General features: G+C 73.5%; 20 protein-coding genes. 7 read left to right on the top strand and 13 right to left on the bottom strand.

From position 1 onward, the window contains the following. Nucleotides 1-7 precede the first annotated feature (7 nt). Entirely contained in the window at nt 8-508 is a 501-nt protein-coding gene (locus ACI8AP_RS14260) for a hypothetical protein (RefSeq protein WP_456590009.1), read from the top strand. 26 nt (nt 509-534) lie between these two features. Here the strand turns inward: ACI8AP_RS14260 and ACI8AP_RS14265 are convergent, their stop codons facing one another. The 4 genes from ACI8AP_RS14265 to ACI8AP_RS14280 form a co-directional block, all read right to left on the bottom strand. Continuing rightward, nucleotides 535-1,950: a M23 family metallopeptidase gene (locus ACI8AP_RS14265; RefSeq protein ID WP_456590010.1), complete on the bottom strand. Its 1,416-nt coding sequence runs from the start codon at nt 1,948-1,950 to the stop codon at nt 535-537. Between the two features lie 183 nt (nt 1,951-2,133). Then, entirely contained in the window at nt 2,134-2,955 is an 822-nt protein-coding gene (locus ACI8AP_RS14270) for an ATP-binding cassette domain-containing protein (protein ID WP_456590011.1), read from the bottom strand. Further along, complete coding sequence (locus tag ACI8AP_RS14275; protein WP_456590012.1) at nt 2,952-3,902, bottom strand: ABC transporter permease; 951 nt, start codon at nt 3,900-3,902, stop codon at nt 2,952-2,954. The genes ACI8AP_RS14270 and ACI8AP_RS14275 overlap by 4 nt, the downstream gene beginning before the upstream one ends. A 104-nt stretch (nt 3,903-4,006) precedes the next feature. Next, a complete protein-coding gene (locus ACI8AP_RS14280; protein WP_456590013.1) occupies nt 4,007-4,999 on the bottom strand; it encodes a sugar ABC transporter substrate-binding protein in 993 nt (330 codons plus the stop codon). A 149-nt stretch (nt 5,000-5,148) separates the two neighbouring features. On the opposite strand from ACI8AP_RS14280, the gene ACI8AP_RS14285 reads away from it, so the two are divergent. Together ACI8AP_RS14285 and ACI8AP_RS14290 are read left to right on the top strand one after the other, a co-directional pair. Continuing rightward, the gene (locus ACI8AP_RS14285) at nt 5,149-6,240 is read left to right on the top strand and encodes a Glu/Leu/Phe/Val family dehydrogenase (protein ID WP_456590014.1); all 1,092 of its coding nucleotides are present in this window, start codon (nt 5,149-5,151) and stop codon (nt 6,238-6,240) included. Between the two features lie 135 nt (nt 6,241-6,375). Next, the gene (locus ACI8AP_RS14290; protein ID WP_456590015.1) at nt 6,376-6,597 is read left to right on the top strand and encodes a DUF3073 domain-containing protein; all 222 of its coding nucleotides are present in this window, start codon (nt 6,376-6,378) and stop codon (nt 6,595-6,597) included. A gap of 227 nt (nt 6,598-6,824) precedes the next feature. Here the strand turns inward: ACI8AP_RS14290 and purM are convergent, their stop codons facing one another. Both purM and purF read right to left on the bottom strand, forming a co-directional pair. After that, a complete protein-coding gene (gene purM / locus ACI8AP_RS14295) occupies nt 6,825-7,898 on the bottom strand; it encodes a phosphoribosylformylglycinamidine cyclo-ligase (protein ID WP_456590016.1) in 1,074 nt (357 codons plus the stop codon). Next, nucleotides 7,895-9,433 carry an amidophosphoribosyltransferase gene (gene purF, locus ACI8AP_RS14300; RefSeq protein WP_456590017.1) on the bottom strand — a complete coding sequence of 513 codons (1,539 nt, stop codon included), beginning with the start codon at nt 9,431-9,433 and terminating at the stop codon, nt 7,895-7,897. Before purF ends, purM begins: the two co-directional genes overlap by 4 nt. A 161-nt stretch (nt 9,434-9,594) precedes the next feature. Here purF and ACI8AP_RS14305 point away from each other — a divergent pair, with 161 nt between their 5' ends. After that, a complete protein-coding gene (locus ACI8AP_RS14305; protein ID WP_456590018.1) occupies nt 9,595-10,233 on the top strand; it encodes a DUF5701 family protein in 639 nt (212 codons plus the stop codon). Between the two features lie 68 nt (nt 10,234-10,301). After that, a complete protein-coding gene (locus ACI8AP_RS14310) occupies nt 10,302-10,823 on the top strand; it encodes a hypothetical protein (protein WP_456590019.1) in 522 nt (173 codons plus the stop codon). A gap of 36 nt (nt 10,824-10,859) precedes the next feature. Here the strand turns inward: ACI8AP_RS14310 and ACI8AP_RS14315 are convergent, their stop codons facing one another. Together ACI8AP_RS14315 and ACI8AP_RS14320 are read right to left on the bottom strand one after the other, a co-directional pair. Beyond that, complete coding sequence (locus ACI8AP_RS14315) at nt 10,860-11,471, bottom strand: MBL fold metallo-hydrolase (RefSeq protein ID WP_456590020.1); 612 nt, start codon at nt 11,469-11,471, stop codon at nt 10,860-10,862. Further along, a complete protein-coding gene (locus tag ACI8AP_RS14320; protein ID WP_456590021.1) occupies nt 11,468-12,559 on the bottom strand; it encodes an S-(hydroxymethyl)mycothiol dehydrogenase in 1,092 nt (363 codons plus the stop codon). The genes ACI8AP_RS14315 and ACI8AP_RS14320 overlap by 4 nt, the downstream gene beginning before the upstream one ends. A 209-nt stretch (nt 12,560-12,768) precedes the next feature. On the opposite strand from ACI8AP_RS14320, the gene ACI8AP_RS14325 reads away from it, so the two are divergent. Together ACI8AP_RS14325 and ACI8AP_RS14330 are read left to right on the top strand one after the other, a co-directional pair. Beyond that, nucleotides 12,769-14,184, top strand: a complete 1,416-nt coding sequence (locus ACI8AP_RS14325) for an OFA family MFS transporter (protein ID WP_456590022.1) — start codon at nt 12,769-12,771, stop codon at nt 14,182-14,184. After that, nucleotides 14,181-14,330 (top strand): MFS transporter small subunit, encoded by a 150-nt coding sequence (locus ACI8AP_RS14330; protein ID WP_456590023.1) that lies wholly within the window; start codon nt 14,181-14,183, stop codon nt 14,328-14,330. Before ACI8AP_RS14325 ends, ACI8AP_RS14330 begins: the two co-directional genes overlap by 4 nt. A 67-nt stretch (nt 14,331-14,397) precedes the next feature. Here the strand turns inward: ACI8AP_RS14330 and ACI8AP_RS14335 are convergent, their stop codons facing one another. The 5 genes from ACI8AP_RS14335 to ACI8AP_RS14355 form a co-directional block, all read right to left on the bottom strand. Beyond that, entirely contained in the window at nt 14,398-14,775 is a 378-nt protein-coding gene (locus ACI8AP_RS14335) for a sterol carrier family protein (protein WP_456590024.1), read from the bottom strand. After that, nucleotides 14,775-17,144 (bottom strand): phosphoribosylformylglycinamidine synthase subunit PurL, encoded by a 2,370-nt coding sequence (purL, locus tag ACI8AP_RS14340; RefSeq protein ID WP_456590025.1) that lies wholly within the window; start codon nt 17,142-17,144, stop codon nt 14,775-14,777. Before purL ends, ACI8AP_RS14335 begins: the two co-directional genes overlap by 1 nt. Next, nucleotides 17,141-17,812, bottom strand: coding sequence for a phosphoribosylformylglycinamidine synthase subunit PurQ (gene purQ / locus ACI8AP_RS14345; protein ID WP_456590026.1), 672 nt, complete (start codon nt 17,810-17,812; stop codon nt 17,141-17,143). The genes purL and purQ overlap by 4 nt, the downstream gene beginning before the upstream one ends. 10 nt (nt 17,813-17,822) lie before the next feature. Continuing rightward, nucleotides 17,823-18,062 (bottom strand): phosphoribosylformylglycinamidine synthase subunit PurS, encoded by a 240-nt coding sequence (purS, locus tag ACI8AP_RS14350; RefSeq protein WP_456590027.1) that lies wholly within the window; start codon nt 18,060-18,062, stop codon nt 17,823-17,825. Nucleotides 18,063-18,203: 141 nt separating this feature from the next. Next, nucleotides 18,204-19,076 carry an endonuclease domain-containing protein gene (locus ACI8AP_RS14355; protein ID WP_456590028.1) on the bottom strand — a complete coding sequence of 291 codons (873 nt, stop codon included), beginning with the start codon at nt 19,074-19,076 and terminating at the stop codon, nt 18,204-18,206. Nucleotides 19,077-19,194 lie beyond the last annotated feature (118 nt).

Below are 19,194 nucleotides of genomic sequence, written 5' to 3' on the forward strand. Positions count from 1 at the left end.
TCCGCCCATGCGCCGCCCCCTCCTCCGCGCCGGGGTGCTCCCGGCCGTGACCGCCCTGGCCCTGCTCACCGGTTGCGGGAGCTCCGACGACGACGGGGGGAGCACCGCAGCCGGGGAGACCACCGCGACCGGAGCTCCCGAGGCCACCGACGGTGGTTTCTGCGCGGAGGCCGTCAGCATCCAGGAGCGGCTCGCCGGCAGCGCGACCGCCGCCGGCGACCCCGGTGACCTGCCGGAGATCCTCCGCGCGGCGGCGCGGGAGATGCGCGCGATCGACGCGCCGGACGAGATCGCCCCGGACTGGAGCGCGCTGGCCGACGACGCCGAGCAGCTCGCGGCCACCCTCCAGGGCGTCGACCTCAGCGACCCGGAGGCGCTGGCCACCCTCGAGCAGGAGCTGGCTCCGCTGGAGCAGGAGCTGGACACGGCCTCGACCAACGTGCAGGCCTACCTCGCCGAGGAGTGCGGGCTGGGCCTGCCCACCGAGGAGAGCGCCCCCACCAGCTGACCGTTCCCGGCCCGACCGGGCCGTGGTCAGCCGCCGCAGCCACCGAGGTAGACGCCCCGGGCGTTGAGCCACGGCACCGGGTCCACGTGTCCGCCGTACATCCGGCCGCTGGGGTGGACCTCGAAGTGCAGGTGCGGCCCGGTGGACTGCCCACGGTTGCCGACCTCGGCGATCCGCTCGCCGGCCGACACCCGCTCGCCGGCGGAGACGAAGTACCGGTTCACGTGCCCGTACACGGTGACCGCGCCGTCGTCGCCCTCGATGTAGACCGCGTACCCGAAGCCGGTCGCCGTGCCGGCGCGCCGGACGACGCCGCTGGTCACCGCGTACACCGGGGTCCCGATCGGGGCGGCGATGTCCACACCGCCGTGCAGGGCCCCCCAGCGCCAGCCGTAGCAGCTGGACACCCGCCCCGAGGTGGGCTTGACGTAGCCGGACCCGCTGACCGTGCCGCCGCCACCGCCGCCGCCGCCGCCGCCAGTGCTACCGCCGCCCGCGCTGCCGCCGCCACCGGCGTTGGCACGGTTGCGGGCTGCCTCCGCCTCGGCCTCGCGGGCGGCACGCTCGGCCTCGCGGGCGGCGCGCTCGGCCGCCTCGCGGGCGGCGGCCTCCTCGGCCGCCTTCTGAGCCACCCACTGGTCGTGGGCGTTGCGCGCGCCCTGCAGCTCGAGGAGGCGGATCTGGGCGGCCTTCAACTGCTGGTCGTACTCCGCCTTCTGCGCCTCGATCCCCGCGTAGGCCGCCTGCTGGGTGGCGAGCTGCGCGTCGGCCGCCGCCTTGGCGGCCTCGGCGGTGTCCTCCGCGGCAGCGCGCTCGTCGCGCGTGGCCCGGGCGGTCGAGTTGGCGTTCGCCTGCCGCACACGAGCCACCTCGAACTCGGCCAGGACGTCGAGCTGGTTGGCCGCGACGTAGTCGAGCATCGCTGCCCGCTGGATGAGCTCGCCCGGCCCCTCCGAGTCCAGGAGCGCGGCGGAGCTGGTGAGGCTCCCACCGTTCATGTAGCTGTCGCGGGAGAACGCCGCGATCCGCAGCCCCGCCGCGGCGACGGCCTCGTCGGCGGCCCGGAGCTCGGCAGCGGCCCGCTCGGCGGCCTCCTGGGCGAGCTGCAGCTCCTCGACGGCCGCCTCGTAAGCGGTCCCGGCGGCCTCGGCCAGGACACCGACGCGCTCCAGTTCGGCCTCGACGGTGGCGACGAGGGCCCGGATGCGGCCCACCTCCGCGGCGGCCGCGTCCTGCTCGCTCCGGGCCGCACCGAGCTCGCCGTCGGTCGGGTTGGGCGGCGGCGGAGGCACCGCGACGGCGGGCGTGCCGGTGAGCACGAGCGTCGCGCCGGCCACCGCCCCGATCAGGGCGGTGCGGAACGGGCGGGGAGAGCGGCCCGCAACGGGCCGGCGGCTGCCGGCCCGTGGAGTCGCCGGTCCGGTCGGACGGCGCTGGGACATGTGCTCGCTCCCTGGGGAAGAGGGTGGGCGGTGTGGCCCGCGAACAGTCGCACTGTCACCGGTAGTCACAAAGGCAACACGCGGAACTCTCGCCGCGCCGCAACAAGAACGCTCGGTGACCGCATCGTCGCGATCGGTATGTCGACATGGCCGACGGCGTCCGTCCCCGCCCCGCGGCCGGGCTCAGCCGGATGGGCGCTCCAGCTCGTGGGACAGCGCCTCCAGCTCCGCCCCGCCGGCCATCAGCCGGGTCAGCTCCTCGCGGCTGATCTCCGCCTTCGCGAACTCCCCCATGCTGCGCCCCCGGTTGAGCACCAGGAACCGGTCACCCACCGGGTGGGCGTGGTGCGGGTTGTGCGTGATCAGCACGACGCCGACCCCGCGGTCCCGCGCCTGCGCCACGTAGCGCAGCACGACCCCCGCCTGCTTGACCCCCAGCGCCGAGGTCGGCTCGTCGAGGATCAGCACCCGCGCACCGAAGTGCACGGCCCGCGCGATGGCCACCGACTGGCGCTCCCCACCGGAGAGCGTGCCCACCGGCTGGTCGGGATCGCGGATGTCGATCCCCATCGCCGCCAGCTCCCGGCGGGTCGTCTCCTTGGCGCGCGCGACGTCGAAACGACGGAACGGCCCCCACCCACGGGTGGGCTCGGCACCGAGGAAGAAGTTCCGCCAGATCGACATCAGCGGGATCATCGCCAGGTCCTGGTAGACGGTCGCGATGCCGGCGTCCAGCGCCTCGCGGGGCGAGCCGAAGGCGACGGGTCGCCCGTCGAGCAGGACCGCGCCGCGGTCTGCACCGTGCACGCCCGACAGGACCTTGATCAGCGTCGACTTCCCGGCGCCGTTGTCCCCCAGGACGCAGGTGACCTCCCCGGCTCGCACGGTCGCGCGGATCCCGTCGAGCGCGATGACCGAGCCGTAGTCCTTGCCCACGTCGCGCAGCTCGAGCAACGGCGGGGTCGTCGGCGAGGTCGTCGGCGAGGTCGTCGGTGCCGTGCTCATCGCCGGGCCGCCTCGGCGTAGCGCCGCACCAGCCGGTTGGCGAGGACCGCGAGCAGCAGCATCGCCCCCAGGAAGAAGTAGAACCAGTCGGCCTCCCAGCGCAGGTAGGGGATCCCCAGCAGGGTCATGCCGAAGATCAGCGCCCCGAGGGCGGCGCCGACGGCCGAGCCGAAGCCGCCGGTGAGCAGGCACCCGCCGATCACCGCGGCCACGATGTAGATCAGCTCCTGGCCGATGCCGGTGTTGGCCTGCACCGAGGTCAGCCGCACCGCCAGGGTGGTGCCGACGAACCACGCCGCGGCCGCCGTCGTCATGAACAGGGTGATCGTGGTGCGGCGGGCGGGCACGCCGACGTTGCGGGCGGCCACGTCGTCGCCGCCGGTGGCGAAGACCCAGTTGCCGAAGCGCGTGCGCAGCAGCACCCACGTCGCCAGCGCGGTGAACAGCAGCCACCAGAACACCGCCACCCGCACATCGGCGCCCAGGACCTGGACGCGCGAGGCGAAGACCCACTCGGCGGCGGCGTAACCGGGTGCGTCGTCGATGCCGCCGACGGTCACCGTGCTGGTGAACAACTTCGTCAGCCCCAGGTTGAGCCCCTGGAGCATCAGGAAGGTGCCGAGCGTGATGATAAAGCTCGGCAGCCCGGTGCGGGTGACCAGCCAGCCGTTGAAGAAGCCGATCGCCAACGCCAGCACGAGCGCCACGCCGATGGCCACCCAGATGTTCTGGCCGAGCTCCGTGGCCACGATCCCCACGGTCAGCGCCGTCGTCCCGGTCATCACCCCGGCGGAGAGGTCGAAGTGCCCGCCGATCATGAGCAGCGCGACCGCGACCGCCATGATCCCCAGCGTCGACGCCGGGTCGAGCCAGTTGGCGATGCCGCGGGGCGACCGGAACACCTCGGACTGGACCGCGAAGAAGGTGAACACCGCGACCGCGCCCACCAGCGCGCCCAGCTCCGGCTTGGCCAGCAGCCGGCGGAGCGGCCCCGGTGCGGCCAGCCGCTCGTCGGCCCGCTCCTCGGCCGGAGCGGAGGCCTCCCGGGTGCTCAGCGGGTGCCCTCCGAAGCCAGGTCGGCGATCTCGTCGACGTTGTCGGCGTCCACGAAGCCGGGGCCGGTGAGCACGGCCTGCCCGCCGCCGACGGTGTTCAGGTTCTCCGCGTACAGCTTGAGCATCACGATCGGCAGGTAGCCCTGCTCGTACTGCTGCTGGTCGACGGCGAAGGCGATGTCGCCGTCCTGGATGCCGCTGATGACGTCCTCGTTGAGGTCGAACGTGGCCACCAGCGCCTCCGACCCGGCGTCCCCGGCGGCCTCCACGGCGACGGGGGCGAGCGCGGAGTTCAACGTGAGGACCGCGTCGATCCCCGGGTCGGCCTGCAGCTGGGAGGCGATCGTCGACTGGGCGCCGGTGAGGTCGTTGATGTCCACCTGCACGACGGTGAAGTCCCCGGGCGCCGAGCCGGCGTCCGCGAAGCCCTGGGAGGCGCCCGAGCAGCGCTGGTCCAGCCCGATGTTGCCGGCCTCGTGGATGACGCAGAGCACGCTCGTGGCGCCTTCCTCGGCCAGTCGCCGGCCCGCCCCCTGGCCCGCGACCACCTCGTCCTGGCCGACGTGGCCGATGGCGCCGAACTCGGCCGACCGGTCGCCGCCGGAGTTGATGGTGACGACGGGGATCCCGGCGTCCACCGCCGCCTCGACCGAGTCCCGCAGGGCGTCCGGGTTCGCCAGCGAGACGACGATCCCGTCCACGTCCTGGTTCACCGCGGCGTCGATCAGCTGCGCCTGGCGCTGCGGGTCGCCGTCGCTCTGGTAGTCGACGTCGATGCCGAGGTCCTCCCCGGCCGCCGCGGCGCCGTTCTGCACGACGTCCCAGAAGGCGTCACCGGCCGAGCCGTGCGTGACGACCGAGAAGGTGAGGTCCCCGCCGTCCGCACCACCCGCGGCGCTCTCCCCGCCCCCGCCGCCCTCGGTGGTGCACGCGGAGAGGAGCAGGGGTGCAGCCACGGCGAGTGCCAGCAGTCGCTTCGGTGCGGCCATCGGGAATCCTCCTGTGCTCGCGGGGTGCGGCCCCGCGCGTCATGTCCGCCAAGGATCATGCCCCGCCCACCTGCCGCCGGTGCCGCCGGAGGCACCGGCAGGTCACTTCCACCGACCGGGCGACGCCCGGTCGGCCTAGGCTCGGCGTCGTGGACGTGCTGGCATCCGGTCATGAGCAGGTCGTCTTCTGCAGCGATCCCGGTTCGGGGCTGCGCGCGATCATCGCGATCCACTCCACGACCCTCGGGCCGGCGCTGGGGGGCACCCGCTTCTACCCCTACGCCAGCGAGGACGCGGCGGTGGCCGACGTGCTGCGGCTGTCGGCCGCCATGTCGTACAAGAACAGCCTGGCCGGCCTGGACCTCGGCGGCGGCAAGGCCGTGATCATCGGCGATCCGCGCACCGACAGGAGCGAGGCGCTGCTGCGGGCCTACGGCCGGTTCGTGGAGTCCCTGGGCGGGCGCTACCTCACCGCCTGCGACGTCGGCACGTACAACGCCGACCTGGACGTCGTGGCACGCGAGACCCGGTACGCGCACGGCCGCTCGGAGGCCTACGGCGGGTGCGGCGACTCCTCCGTGCTCACCGCCTACGGCGTCTTCCAGGGCATGCGGGCCGCCGCCCAGCACTGCTGGGGCACCCCCGCGCTGGGCGGGCGGACCGTGGCCGTCGCCGGCGTCGGCAAGGTCGGGTCCTGGCTGGTCGACCACCTCGTGCAGGACGGCGCCGACGTCGTGGTCACCGACGTGGACCCCGGCGCCGTCGAGCGGGTGCGGGCCCGGCACCCGCAGGTGCGCGCCGTCGCCGACACCGCCGCCCTCGTGCGCACGCCGCACGACGTCTACGCGCCCTGCGCGCTCGGCGGGGCCCTGGACGACGAGACGGTGGAGGCGCTGCCGGGCCGGATCGTGTGCGGCGGGGCGAACAACCAGCTGGGCAGCCCCGGGGCGGCCGACCGGCTCCGCGCACGCGGCGTCCTCTACGCGCCCGACTTCCTGGTCAACGCCGGCGGGGTGATCCAGGTGGAGGACGAGCGGCACGGCTTCTCGTTCGACCGCGCCCGGGCCAAGGCCTCGGGGATCTTCGACGTCGCGCTGCGGGTGTTCGCGCTCGCCGACGCCGAGGGCATCTCCCCCGCAGCCGCCGCCGACCGGCTCGCCGAGGAGCGGATGCGCTCGGTCGGCCGGCTGGCCACGATCCGGCTCCCGCGCCGACCGGTGGAGGGCGCGCACACCTCCTGAGGGGGAGGGCGTGTGCCCGTCGCCGATCCGTGTCGTAATGTTGTCCGAGACATAGTCACTCAGTCGGGGTCGCCATGCGGGCCGCATCAGCCGCTTGGCTGGGCCTCCGCACTCCGTAATGAGGGGGTCGAGCCGATGGGGCGCGGCCGAGCGAAGGCCAAGCAGACACGCGTGGCCCGTGAGCTCAAGTACAGCTCACCCAACACCGACCTCACCGCGCTGCAGCGCGAGCTGGCCGGTTCGTCGTCGACCTACACCGCGCCCAGCGCGGCGAAGGACGACGACGACGAGGACGACGAGTACGCCGACCGCTGGGCGGACGACGACTCGGACGACGACTGGGCGGCCAGCCGCTGACCGGCGGTCCGGGCACCTGATCCGTCGACACCACGACACCGCCGCCCCTCGGGGCAGCGGTGTCGTGGTGTCGGGTCCGCGTCGGCTCGGCGGCGAGCTCACCGGCCACCGTGCTCACCACCCCAGCGCGGTGGTCGTCATCCCAGGGCTGTGGCCCTCGGAGGACGAGCGCAGGGCTGGGGTGACGTCGCAGCGGTGTCGTAGCGGCGGGTGTCGCTCTGGTCGGCTCAGCGGTAGGTGCCGACGAGCTCCGCCGCCGGCGCCTGCCCCGCCGGCTCGAGCACGGTTCCGGCGACCCACGCGGGAACGCCCCGGGCGGTGAGCAGCGCGACCGTGGCGTCCGCCTGCTCCGGCGCGACGGCGGCGACCATGCCGACGCCGCAGTTGAAGGCGCGCTCGGACTCCGCCCGCGGCACCCCGTGCTCCTCCATGAGCCGCACCGCGGCCGGGAGCGTCCAGGTGCCGCGGTCCAGGACCGCCTGCAGCCCGTCGGGGACCACGCGCGCGGTGTTGCCGGCCAGCCCGCCGCCGGTGATGTGCGCGAAGGCGTGCACCGCCTCCACGCCGAGCTCCTCGACCAGCGCCAGGCAGTCGCGGGCGTAGATGCGGGTGGGCTCGAGCAGCTCGTCGCCCAGCGGCCGGTCGAGGCCCGCAGGGGTGGCGGCCAGGTCGAGCCCCGCCGCCGAGACCACGCGCCGCACCAGCGAATAGCCGTTGGAGTGGAAGCCGGACGACGCCATCGCGACGACCGCGTCGCCGCTGCGCACCCGCTCCGGACCGAGGACGGCGTCGGCCTCCACGACCCCGACGGCGGTGGCGGCCAGGTCGTAGTCGTCGGCGCCCATGAGGTCGCCGTGCTCGGCGGTCTCGCCGCCGACCAGCGCGGCGCCGGCCTGGGTGCACCCCGCCGCGATGCCGGTGACGATCGCGGCGATCCGCTCCGGCACGACCTTCCCGCAGGCCACGTAGTCCTGCAGGAACAGCGGCTCGGCGCCGCAGGCGACCAGGTCGTCGACGACCATCGCCACCAGGTCGATGCCCACCGTGTCGTGCCGGTCCAGCTGCCGGGCCAGGGCGATCTTCGTCCCGACGCCGTCGGTCGAGGACGCCAGCAGGGGCCTGCGGTACTTCTGCACGTCGAGGGCGAACAGGCCGGCGAAGCCGCCGAGCCCGCCGACCACCTCGGGCCGGTTGGTCCGCTCGACAGCGGCCTTCATGAGGGTGACGGCGCGCTCGCCGGCGTCGATGTCGACGCCGGAGGCGGCGTAGGTGAACTGCCCGGCGTCGCTCCCGCGGCTCACGGCCGCCTCAGCGCGTCCTCGGCGCCACCGGGGACCGCGGCGCTACCGGCCTGCTGACCGGTCCAGCCGCTCACCGCGCGCTGGCCGATGCCCTCGAGCACGTGCTTGCCCAGCACCTCGGGGGCACCCAGCGGGATCGGGTACTCGCCGGTGAAGCAGGCGGTGCACAGCCGGTTGACCGGCTGCTCGGTGGCCGCGATCAGCCCCTGCTCGGAGACGTACCCGAGGGAGTCGGCGTTGACCGACGCCCGCACCCCGTCGATGTCCAGGCCGTTGGCGATCAGCTCGGCCCGGCTGGCGAAGTCGATGCCGTAGAAGCACGGCCACTTGACCGGCGGCGACGCGATGCGGACGTGCACCTCGACCGCACCGGCCTCGCGCAGCATCCGGACCAGCGCGCGCTGCGTGTTCCCGCGCACGATCGAGTCGTCGACGACCACGAGCCGCTTGCCGCGGATGACGTCGCGCAGCGGGTTCAGCTTGAGCCGGATGCCCAGCTGCCGGATGGTCTGGCTGGGCTGGATGAACGTGCGGCCCACGTAGGAGTTCTTGACCAGGCCCAGCCCGTAGGGGATGCCCGAGGCCTCGGCGTAGCCGACCGCCGCCGGGGTGCCCGACTCGGGCACCGGGATCACGAGGTCGGCGTCGGCGGGGTGCTCCTTCGCCAGCCGGCGGCCGATCTCCACGCGCGCCGCGTGCACGCTGCGCCCGGAGATCGTGGTGTCGGGCCGCGCCAGGTAGACGTACTCGAAGACGCAGCCCTTGGGCTCCGCCGGGGCGAAGTGCTGGCTGCGCAGGCCGTTCTCGTCGATGGCGATCAGCTCGCCGGGCTCGACCTCGCGCACCACGGAGGCGCCGACGATGTCCAGCGCGGCGGTCTCGCTGGCCACCACCCAGCCGCGCTCGAGCCGGCCGAGCACCAGCGGGCGCACGCCCTGCGGGTCACGCGCGGCGTAGAGCGTGTCCTCGTCCATGAAGGTGATGGAGAAGGCGCCCCGCAGCTGCGGCAGCACCTCCATCGCCGCCGCCTCGACCGAGACGTCCTGGTAGGAGGCGATGAGCGCGGTGACCAGGTCGGAGTCGTTGGTCGCCACGAAGGCCCCCGGGACACCGGCGTCGGCGGCCTTGCTGGCGAGCTCGGCGGTGTTGACCAGGTTCCCGTTGTGGCAGAGCGCCAGGCCGGTGCCGGCCTCGGTGGTGCGGAACGTCGGCTGCGCGTTCTCCCACGTGGAGGCCCCGGTCGTCGAGTACCGGGTGTGACCGACGGCCAGGTGGCCGCGGAGGCTGCCGAGGGTCGGCTCGTCGAAGACCTGGCTGACCAGCCCGAGGTCCTTGTAGACGACGACCGAGGCGCCGTCGGACACCGCGATCCCCGCCGCCTCCTGACCGCGGTGCTGGAGCGCGTACAGACCGAAATAGGTCAGCTTCGCGACCTCCTCCCCCGGCGCCCACACACCGAAGACGCCGCAGGCGTCCTGAGGTCCGGGGAACTGGGGATCGAGGTCGTGCGTCAGCCGTCCATCACCGCGAGGCACGGGGTCGAGCGTACCGGCGCGCGCCACCGAACCGAGAGCCGAGCGGGTGGGCCGCGTCACCCCGGTGGGTCGTCGCCGCTGGTCGCGGGACCGGCGGGCGGGAACCAGGTGTCCGGGCAGCGCGTGGTCGGCCAGTTCCCACCGGCCCCGGAGGTCCGCCTGTGCCCACGCTGCTCGCCCCTCTCCCCCCGGCTGCGGCCCAGGCCGAGCGGTTGATCGCCCTCGGCCTACCCGGGATCGCCGACGTGACGGCGGCCGACCTGCGCGCCGCGGCCGACGGACTCGCCCCCGGCGCCCTGCTGGTGGTGCACCCCGACCGGGCACCCGTGTCGGGGCTCGCCCCGCTCGTGACGCTGGCCGGCAAGCCCGGTTTCGTCGTCGCGGACATGACCGACCTCGACGCCTTCGCACCCGTCGAGTCGGTCGAGCTGCCCGCCACCCCGGTCTACGCCGTGAGCGGACTCGAGCGCGGCGACCAGTGGCGGAACTGGAGCCCGGACGAGGCACTGCCCGCCATCCTGGGTGCCGGCCGGACGCCGCTCACGCTCGGCGAGGGCATCCACTGGCTGCTCCAGTGCCCGGAGGTCCTGGCCCGGAACGCCTGCTTCATGACGATCGGCTCGCGGCTGCGCACGCCCGACGGACGCCTGGACGCCCGGACGCCGGCGCTGTGGATCAGCAACGGCACCGGGCGCGACGGCCGCGACCGGCGGGGGGCACCTAAGGTCGGCTGGTGCTGGGCCGGCAACCGGCACACCTGGCTCGGCTTCGCCTCCGCGCAGCGGCGCGTCGCCGCCTGACGGGAACCCCGGCGGGGTCGCGCACGTTTCCCCTCCGGCCGCGTCCTCACCGCCGGAGGAGGCAGACGATGGCGAACGACCGACCCGACCCGGGCGACTTCCTGGCGATGGCGCAGCGGATGCTGCGCGATCTCCTCGGCGATGCGCGGGGCACCGACGATCCGTGGTCGGAGGCGACGCGCCGGATGCGTGAGTCATCCGCCCGCGATCCCGGGAGTGCACAGCGGCATCGCGAGCCCAGCCCCAGGGAGCAGCGCGAGAACCTGACGTTCGCCCTCGCCACGCGCGCGGTGGAGGCCCTCGAGGACCTCGCACTCGACGTGGCGGCGATCCGCCAGAACCTCGAGCGGACGAGCCCGCAGCCCCGCACGAGCCCGTCCGATGCCACGAGCGGGTCCGAGCCCGAGGCCGGGTCCGAGCCCACGAGCGGGTCCGAGGCGAAGAGCCGGCCCGAGCCCACGAGCCGGTCCGAGCCCAAGGCCGGGTCCGAGGCGAAGAGCCGGTCCCGGCCCAAGAGGTCCTCCGAGCCCAAGAGCCGGTCCGGCAGCAAGCGCCGGCGTCCGGCGGAGGACGACACCGCCGGCGGGTGAGCGGGCGGCGTCGTCCCCCAGAACCAGGGGCGGGGGTCAGCCGAGGGTGCGGAGCTCCGCGGCGATCGTGGTGTCGTCGCCGTGCCCGGTCCGCACCACCGTGTCGCCGTGGAGGGTGAACAGCTCCGAGCGGATCGAGTGCTCGATCGTCGGGCGGTCGCTGAACGAGCGCCCGGTGGCTCCCGGACCGCCGCAGAACAGCGTGTCACCGGTGAAGACCGTGCTCAGGTCCGGCGCGTGCAGGCAGGTGCTCCCCGGCGAGTGACCCGGGGTGTGCAACGCGGTGAGCGTCGCACCGGCCACCGTGAACCGCGTGCCGGCCAGGAGCTCCCGGTCGGGTGCGGCGTCCGGGTGCACGACGTCCCACAGCATCCGGTCCATCGGGTGGAACCAGATCGGGGCGCCGGTCGCCTCGCGGAGCGCCGGCGCGGCGGTGATGTGGTCGTTGTGCCCGTGCGTGAGCACGATCGCGGTGACGTTCCGGCCGCCGACGGCCGCCACGATGGGGGCCGCGTCGTGCGGGGCGTCGATCACCAGCACCTCGTCGTCGTCGCCGACGAGCCACACGTTGTTCTCGACGTCGAAGTCCTGGCCGTCCAGGGAGAAGACGCCGGGGATCACGACCTTCTCGATGCGCGCGGTGCTCACTTGTCGAACACCACGACCGAGCGCAGCACGTCACCGGCGTGCATCTTGTGGAACGCCTCCTCGACGTCGTCCACGCCGATGGTCTCGGTGACGAAGTCGTCGAGCGGGAACCGGCCCTGCAGGTAGAGGTCGACCAGCATCGGGAAGTCGCGGCTGGGCAGGCAGTCGCCGTACCAGGAGCTCTTCACCGCCCCACCCCGGCCGAAGACCTCGATCGCCGGCAGGGTGATCTCCATGCCCGGCGTGGGGACGCCGACCATGACCACGCGGCCGGCGAGGTCGCGGGCGTAGAAGGCCTGCTCGAACACCTTCGGGTGGCCCACGGCGTCGATGGCGACGTCGACGCCGAAGCCACCGGTGGCGGCCTTGATCGCCTCGACGGCGTCGGTCTCCTTCGAGTTCACGGTGTGGGTGGCGCCGAACTTCCGGGCCCACTCCAGCTTCCGGTCGTCGATGTCGACGGCGATGATCGTCGTCGCGCCGGCGAGCTTCGCGCCGGCGATCGCGGCGTCGCCGACGCCGCCGCAGCCGAAGACGGCGACCGTCTCGCCACGCTGCACGCCACCGGTGTTGATCGCCGCGCCGACGCCGGCCATCACCCCGCAGCCGAGCAGCCCGGCGGCCGTCGGGGGCGCAGCCGGGTCGACCTTCGTGCACTGCCCGGAGTGGACGAGCGTCTTCTCGGCGAAGGCGCCGATGCCCAGGGCCGGGGAGAGCTCCGTGCCGTCGGCCAGCGTCATCTTCTGCGCGGCGTTGTGGGTGTTGAAGCAGTACTGCAGCGCACCCTTGCGGCACGCGCGGCACTCCCCGCACACGGCCCGCCAGTTCAGGACGACGTAGTCCCCGACGGCCACGTTCGTGACGCCCTCGCCCACTGCCGCGACCACGCCGGCCGCCTCGTGGCCCAGCAGGAACGGGAAGTCGTCGTTGATGCCGCCCTCGCGGTAGTGCAGGTCGGTGTGGCAGACCCCGCAGGCCTGCACGTCCACGACCGCCTCACCGGGGCCCGGATCGGGAACGACGATGGTTTCCACCGTGACGGGCTGTCCCTTGCCGCGGGCGACCACGCCCCGCACCTCGTACGCCATGCCTGCACCCTAGGCGGAGGCACAGCGGGCGGCTGAATCCCCTTCCGCCCTGCGGTCGGGTGGTCACGCGAGGATCACGAGTTGCATGTTGAGCGCGCAATAGCACGGACGGCCACGTACGGTGCGACCCGATAGCGACCCATATCACAGGGCGCGTCCCGGTGGTGTCCATCCGGACGCACCGGTTCCCGTCCCCGGAGGTACACCCCGTGGCAGTACCCAGTTTCCTGGCACGCGAGCGCATCGTCGCCCGGCCAGGATTCAACCGCTGGCTGATCCCGCCGGCGGCTCTCGCCGTCCATCTGTGCATCGGCCAGGCGTACGCGACCAGTGTCTACAAGGTCGCGCTCGTGGAGCACTTCGACACGGGCCTCACCCAGATCGGGATCATCTTCTCGATCGCCATCGTGATGCTCGGCCTCTCGGCCGCCGTCTTCGGCACCTGGGTGGACAAGAACGGCCCCCGCGCCGCCATGTTCACCTCGGCCGTCTTCTGGGTGTCGGGCTTCCTCGTCGGCTCGCTCGGCATCTACACCGAGCAGCTCTGGCTGCTCTACCTCGGCTACGGCTTCCTCGGCGGCATCGGCCTGGGCATCGGCTACATCTCGCCGGTCTCCACGCTCATCAAGTGGTTCCCCGACCGCCCGGGCCTGGCCACCGGCATGGCGATCATGGGCTTCGGTGGTGGCGCGCTCATCGCCTCGCCGCTGTCCCGCCAGCTCATGAACTGGTACGACCCGAACTACGACCCGGCCATCGCCGGCACGGTGCCCAGCGGTAACGCCGTCGCGGGCCTGTTCCTGACCCTGGGCCTGATCTACCTGGTCTTCATGATGTTCGGCGCGTTCATCATCCGCGTCCCGGCAGCCAACTGGCGGCCCGACGGCTTCGACCCGTCGGCCGTCAAGCAGAAGTCGCTGGTCACCACGGAGAACGTCTCGGCCAACAACGCGATCAAGACGCCGCAGTTCTGGCTGCTCTGGACGGTGCTGTTCTGCAACGTGACCGCGGGCATCGGCATCCTCGAGCAGGCCGCGCCGATGATCCAGGACTTCTTCCGCACCGGTGAGACCTCCACCGTCCTCGCCGCCACGGCCGCGGGCTTCGTGGGCCTGCTGTCGCTGTTCAACATGGCGGGCCGCTTCGTGTGGTCCTCGACGTCGGACTACATCGGGCGCAAGCCGATCTACATGGTCTACCTCGGCGTCGGCATCGTGCTGTACGTCATCCTGGCGACCCTCGGCAGCACCGCGACCTGGATCTTCGTGGTCACCGCCGCGATCATCATCAGCTTCTACGGTGGTGGCTTCGCGACGGTCCCGGCCTACCTGCGCGATCTCTTCGGCACCTACCAGGTGGGCGCCATCCACGGCCGGCTGCTGACCGCCTGGGCGGCCGCCGGCGTCGTCGGCCCGCTGATCATCAACGGCGTCCTCGACGCCCGCGGGACGCCGGGTCAGCTCGTCGCCGGTGACTACCGGCCCGCGCTGTTCATCATGGTCGGCCTGCTGGCCGTCGGCTTCGTCGCGAACCTGCTGATCAAGCCGGTGTCGGAGAAGTACTTCGAGCCCAAGCAGACCGACATCCCCACCACGGCCGCCGAGCCCGAACGGAGCATCCGATGAGCACTCCCGCGTCCCGGACCGGCGAGCAGCCGACCACGCACACGCCGGTGGCCCTGATCGCATTCGCGTGGACCCTGGTCGGCGTCCCGCTGGCCTACGGCCTGTACAACACGGTGAAGGCGGCCAGCGCGCTCTTCGGCGGCTGACCCTCGCACCACCCGCAGCGGCGGGGGTCCCTCCCGGGATCCCCGCCGCTGTCGTGTTCCCGGGGCCTCAGCGGAGCGGACGCAGCGGGAGCAGAGCGGAGAGGTCGGCGCGGTTGCCGCTCGCGGTGAGCGTCCCCCCGGCGACGGCCTCGTCCCAGGTGAGCTGCCCGGTGGCCAGCCGGAGCCAGGTCGCCGCGTCGGTCTCGACGACGTTCGGCGGCGTGCCGCGGGTGTGCCGGGGCCCCTCGACGCACTGGACGGCGACGTGCGGCGGCACCCGCAGCTCCACCGAGCGGCCCGGCACCTGCTGGGCCAGCCAGCGCGCCGTCGTCTTCACGGCGGCACCCAGCACCGCCCGGGGCGGCTGCTCCGCCTCCCCCGCCAGCCAGGCCCGCACCGGGTCGACCACCGCACGCAGCTCCTCGGCCGGGATGGGCGCCGGCATCAGGAGGTGGGGACGGTGCCCGCCGGGACGGTGAGCGGGGTGCTGTGCTCCGGACCGCCGAAGAGAGCCGGCAGCGTCGCGGTCCACGCGGCGCGCAGCTCGGCCAGCGGCAGCTCGAGCAGGCCGGCCACGGCGACCGAGTCGCCCCCCGTCGTCCCGAGCTCGGTGACCGGCACGCCCGCCCACTCGGCGGTGGTCTTCACCCCGCCCGGGTCGGACGTGGTGACGACCGCCCGGGCGGTGGACTCGCTGAACAGCGCGGTGAACGGGTCCGCACCGAGGTCCAGGGCGGCGCCGACGCCGTACCGCAGCGCCGACTCGGTGAGCGCCTGGGCCAGCCCGCCGTCGGCCAGGTCGTGCGCGGAGCTGATCACGCCTTCGCGGCCGAGGGCGCCCAGCAGGTCGCCCAGCGCCCGCTCCGCGGCCAGGTCGACCGCCGGCGGCCGCCCCCCGAGGTGGTCGTGCACGACGCTCGCCCACGCGGAGCCGCCGAACTCCGGGCGGGTGGTGCCCAGCAGGAGCACCGTCTCCCCGGCCGCCCGCCAGCCGGAGGAGACCCGGGTGCGGACGTCCTGGTGCACACCGAGCACACCGATGACCGGGGTCGGGTTGATCGCCACGTCGCCGGTCTGGTTGTAGAGGCTGACGTTGCCGCCGGTGACCGGCAGGCCGAGCTCGCGGCAGCCGTCGGCCAGGCCGCGCACGGCCTCGGCGAACTGCCACATCACCTCGGGGTTCTCCGGGGAGCCGAAGTTGAGGCAGTTGGTGACGGCGAGAGGCTTCGCGCCGGAGACGGCCACGTTGCGGTAAGCCTCGGCGAGGTTGAGCTGCGCGCCGGTGTAGGGGTCCAGGCGGGCGTACCGGCCGTTGCCGTCGAGCGAGAGCGCGATGCCGCGGTGGCTCTGCTCGTCGATGCGCACCACCCCGGCGTCGTCGGGCTGGGCGAGCACCGTGTTGCCGCGGACGTAGCGGTCGTACTGCTCGGTGACCCAGGTCTTGTCCGCGCCGTCCGGGCTGCTGACGACCGCCAGCCAGTGGGCCTGGAGCTCGGCGCCGGTCTGCGGCCGGGGCAGGTTCCCGGCGTCGTCGGCCTGCAGGGCGTCGAGGTCGCGCGGCCGGGCCATCGGCCGCTCGTACACCGGGCCCTCGTGGGCCACGGTGCGCGGCGGGACGTCGACGATCCGCTCGCCGTGCCAGTCGACGGTGAGCCGGTCGCCGTCGGTGACCTCACCGATGACGGTGGCCAGCACGTCCCACTTGCGGCAGACGGCCAGGAAGGCGTCGACCTTGTCGGGCTCGACGATCGCGCACATGCGCTCCTGCGACTCGCTCATCAGGATCTCGGCGGGCGTCAGGGTGCTGTCGCGCAGCGGGACGGTGTCGAGGTCGACGTGCATGCCGCCGGTGCCGGCGCTGGCCAGCTCGCTGGTGGCGCAGGAGAGGCCGGCGCCGCCGAGGTCCTGGATGCCGGTGACGAGGTCCTGCTGGAAGATCTCCAGGCACGCCTCGATGAGCAGCTTCTCGGTGAACGGGTCGCCCACCTGCACGCTCGGCCGCTTGGCCGGGCCCTCGGCGTCGAAGGTCTCGCTGGCCAGCACGCTCACCCCGCCGATGCCGTCGCCGCCGGTGCGGGCGCCGAACAGGATGACCTTGTTCCCGACTCCCTCGGCCTTGGCCAGCCGCACGTCCTCGTGCTTCATGACCCCGACGCACAGCGCGTTGACCAGCGGGTTGCCGGCGTAGCAGTCGTCGAAGAGGACCTCGCCCCCGATGTTGGGCAGGCCCAGGCAGTTGCCGTAGCCCCCCACCCCGGCGACGACGCCGGGCAGCACCCGGGCGGTGTCGGGGGCGTCGGCCCGGCCGAACCGGAGCGAGTCCATGACCGCGATCGGGCGGGCGCCCATGGTCAGGATGTCGCGCACGATGCCGCCGACGCCGGTGGCCGCGCCCTGGTAGGGCTCCACGTAGCTCGGGTGGTTGTGGCTCTCGACCTTGAAGGTCACCGCGTAGCCGTCGCCGACGTCGACCACACCGGCGTTCTCGCCGATGCCGACCAGCAGGGCGTCGCTGGGAGGCAGGTCACCGAACTGCCGGAGGTGGACCTTGGAGCTCTTGTAGGAGCAGTGCTCGCTCCACATGACGCTGTACATCGCGAGCTCCGCCGTGGTCGGGCGGCGGCCGAGGATGCTCTTGATGCGGGCGTACTCGTCGGCCTTGAGGCCCAGCTCGGCGTACGGCTGCTCGTCGTCCGGGGTGCTCGCCGCCAGCTCGACGGTGTCCAGCCGGTTGGCCAGCCGCCCCGGACCGGTGTCGAGCTCGGAGAGCCCCGCGGTGGCGCTCGCCTGCCCCGCCGTCACGTCGTCGCTCACGCGTTCACGACCGCCTTCAGGACGCTGGTGAAGAAGCCCAGGCCGTCGGTCGACGGCCCGGTGAGGTCCTCGATCGCGTGCTCGGGGTGCGGCATGAGGCCGACGACCCGGCCGTTCTCGCTGGTGACGCCGGCGATGTCGCGGCTGGACCCGTTCGGGTTCCCGTCGACGTAGCGGAACACGACCCGGCCCTCGCCCTCCAGCCGGTCCAGCTCGGCGTCGGCGGCGACGTAGCGGCCCTCACCGTTCTTCACGGGGATGACGATGCGCTGGCCGGTCGCGTAGTCCTGCGTCCAGGCCGTGTCGGCGCGCTCGACCACCAGCACCTGATCGCGGTTGCGGAAGTGCAGGTGGCTGTTGCGGGTCAGCGCGCCCGGCAGGAGCCCGGCCTCGCAGAGCACCTGGAAGCCGTTGCAGATGCCGAGCACCGGGAGGCCGCGATTCGCCGCGGCCACGACGTCCTGCATCAGCGGGGAGCGGGCGGCGATGGCTCCGGCGCGGAGGTAGTCGCCGTAGGAGAAGCCACCGGGGAGGACGACGGCGTCGACGTCCTGCAGGTCGTGGTCGGCGTGCCAGAGGGCGACGGGCTCACCCCCGGCGAGCCGCACCGCGCGCGCGGCGTCGACGTCGTCCAGGGAGCCCGGGAAGGTGATGACACCGATGCGCACAGCGGTTCTCTCAGTCGTTGGGGAGGTGCAGCTCGACGTCCTCGATGACCGGGTTGGCCAGCAGCGTCTCGGCGATCTGCTTCAGCTCGGCCTCGTCGGGGGTCCCGTCGACCTCGAGCACGAAGTGCTTGCCCTGGCGGACGCTCCGGACGGAGTCGTGGCCGAGCCGGCCGAGGGCGCCGAGGACCGCCTGCCCCTGAGGGTCGGAGATCTCCGGCTTCAGGACGACGTCGACGACCACGCGGGACATGCCGCCGAGGGTACCGGGGCCTCCCCCGACCCCCGCGTGACCCTGCTCTCCCCGGCCGGACCCCGCCGACTGCTTCCGTGCCCCGGCGAGATCTGCACAGCGGCCCTCATCAGCCCGTTGGACGGGGCCACATCGCAGATCTCACCGGGCGAGCGCCCGGGCGGTCTCGGCAACCACCTGGTCCGGACGCCCGAGGACGTCCGCCGAGCTGAAACGGAGGACCGTCCACCCCGCGGCGACCAGCGCGTTCTGGCGCCGGAGGTCCCGGACGAAGACCGCGCGGTCGCGGTGCAGATCGCCGTCGAACTCGACGAGGACCCGGCGCTCCGGCCAGGCCAGGTCGGCGCGGAACTCCCCGCCCGGCGTCCGGACGGGGTGCTGCAGCACCGGAGCCGGCAATCCGGCGGCGTGGATGAGCCACCGGAGCACCGACTCCATGGGCGACTCCGCCCGCGGATCGGCGACGGGGAGCACCGACCGCGCCCGCGCGGACCCCCTCCCTGCCGGTCGCAGCGCCAACTGCTCCTCCAGGTCGGCGGGCGTGCACCACGACCCGAGCAGCTGGTCGGTCACCGCGAGGAGAGCAGCCGGCGGCAGCGTCGCCGCGAGATCGCGCCAGGTCCGCCGCGGGGTGGTCAGGGGGAAGCCGAGGCGCTGGTCGACCTCGCCGGGGCCGAGGGGGGAGCGGTGGATGCAGCGGTCGGCGCGGGCGCGCACGGCCGAGCCCGTGGCCACGGTCAGGTGGACCCGGTCGTCGTCCCGCTGCAGGGGGATGTCCACGCCCCAGATCGCCGCCGCGGTCCGGTGGCTGACGACGGCGCCGGGCGGCGCGGTCAGCAGCACCGCCTCGATGCGGACCGTGACGTCGTCCACCAAGGCGCGGGGCACGTAGGTGTCCCTCGACAGCCGGACGACGTCGCGGTGCCGGAGCTGCTTGCCGCTGATCCCGGCCGCCGCCGCCATCGCACGCGTCGCCGGGGCGGTGAGTCGGGAGCGGGCGGGACGCGCGGGCACCGGGGGATGGTGGCCGCTGCCAGCCGCACGGCGCGGCGGCTGTCCACAGACCCCCTCCGAGGTATGCGATCTGGCCCCTGTGCCGGCCCTGATGGGGGCGAGTGTGCAGATCTCGCGC

The sequence above is a fragment of the Blastococcus sp. SYSU DS1021 genome (assembly GCF_054050995.1).

Bases quoted from the DNA above. Each gene is read 5' to 3' on its own strand.
- purS (WP_456590027.1), bottom strand. From the start codon at position 18,062: ATGTCCCGCGTGGTCGTCGACGTCGTCCTGAAGCCGGAGATCTCCGAC.
- ACI8AP_RS14320 (WP_456590021.1), bottom strand. From the start codon at position 12,559: ATGGCGTACGAGGTGCGGGGCGTGGTCGCCCGCGGCAAGGGACAGCCC.
- ACI8AP_RS14310 (WP_456590019.1), top strand. From the start codon at position 10,302: ATGGCGAACGACCGACCCGACCCGGGCGACTTCCTGGCGATGGCGCAG.
- ACI8AP_RS14335 (WP_456590024.1), bottom strand. From the start codon at position 14,775: ATGCCGGCGCCCATCCCGGCCGAGGAGCTGCGTGCGGTGGTCGACCCG.
- ACI8AP_RS14265 (WP_456590010.1), bottom strand. From the start codon at position 1,950: ATGTCCCAGCGCCGTCCGACCGGACCGGCGACTCCACGGGCCGGCAGC.
- ACI8AP_RS14260 (WP_456590009.1), top strand. From the start codon at position 8: ATGCGCCGCCCCCTCCTCCGCGCCGGGGTGCTCCCGGCCGTGACCGCC.
- ACI8AP_RS14330 (WP_456590023.1), top strand. From the start codon at position 14,181: ATGAGCACTCCCGCGTCCCGGACCGGCGAGCAGCCGACCACGCACACG.
- ACI8AP_RS14290 (WP_456590015.1), top strand. From the start codon at position 6,376: ATGGGGCGCGGCCGAGCGAAGGCCAAGCAGACACGCGTGGCCCGTGAG.
- ACI8AP_RS14280 (WP_456590013.1), bottom strand. From the start codon at position 4,999: ATGGCCGCACCGAAGCGACTGCTGGCACTCGCCGTGGCTGCACCCCTG.
- ACI8AP_RS14270 (WP_456590011.1), bottom strand. From the start codon at position 2,955: ATGAGCACGGCACCGACGACCTCGCCGACGACCTCGCCGACGACCCCG.